Below are 798 nucleotides of genomic sequence, written 5' to 3'. Positions count from 1 at the left end.
CCTGGAAAGTGGATAGCCATCTGCGACAGCGTGAGATTCCAGTTCTGGATAGGATGCGTCCAGCGCTCTTGAGCTTTAAGTATACCGGCATAGAGTAGCTTTAGTAAGCTGTTTTCATTGGCAAAACCGCCCTTAGTTTTGGTCAGTTTTCGGAACTGGCGATGTACAGCCTCCACGGCATTTGTCGTGTAGATAGGCGTTCTTACGTAATCCGGGTACTTGAAGTAAGCGCTGAGTGTCGGCCATTTACAGCGCCATGATTTGATGACCAAAGGGTATTTTTCACCCCACTTGGCTTCCAGTTCGTCCAGCGCGATTTCAGCAGCATTCAGGGTTGCAGCCTTATAAACGCATTTGAGATCCGCCATGAAAGCCTTTTGGTTTTTGGATGCCACGTATTTGAGTGAGTTACGGATCTGGTGAATGATACAGTGTTGGATCTCTGTGTTCGGATAGATGGTTTCAATGGCTTCAGGGAAGCCTTTGAGGCCATCCACGCAGGCAATCAGGATATCTTTAACGCCTCGATTATTAAGGTCGGTCAACACGCTTAGCCAGTGATGGGCACCTTCCTGGTCTGAGAGATAGAGGCCCAAAAGCTCCTTTTTACCTTCGATGTTGAGAGCCAAAATGGTGTAGATGGCTTTACTGACATAACGTCCGTTTTCTTTGATCTTGTAGTGAATGGCGTCAAGCCAAACAATGGGATATATGGCTTCCAAATCACGTTCACGCCAAGCCTGGAGCTCAGGCAGTAGCTTGTCTGTAACGGCATTAATAGTACCGTTGGAAATAGAT

The 798-nt window shown here is 47.2% G+C and carries 1 protein-coding gene; it reads right to left on the bottom strand.

What is annotated here, in order from left to right:
- Window positions 1-798, bottom strand: a 798-nt coding sequence (locus TW77_RS22475) for an IS256 family transposase (protein ID WP_046007207.1), incomplete at both ends; no start/stop codon positions are given.

The sequence above is a fragment of the Pseudoalteromonas rubra genome, from assembly GCF_000967655.1.
GTDB lineage: Bacteria > Pseudomonadota > Gammaproteobacteria > Enterobacterales > Alteromonadaceae > Pseudoalteromonas > Pseudoalteromonas rubra_A.
The sequence above is the reverse complement of the archived record's forward strand: the minus strand, read 5'-3'. Positions and strand labels throughout refer to the sequence as shown.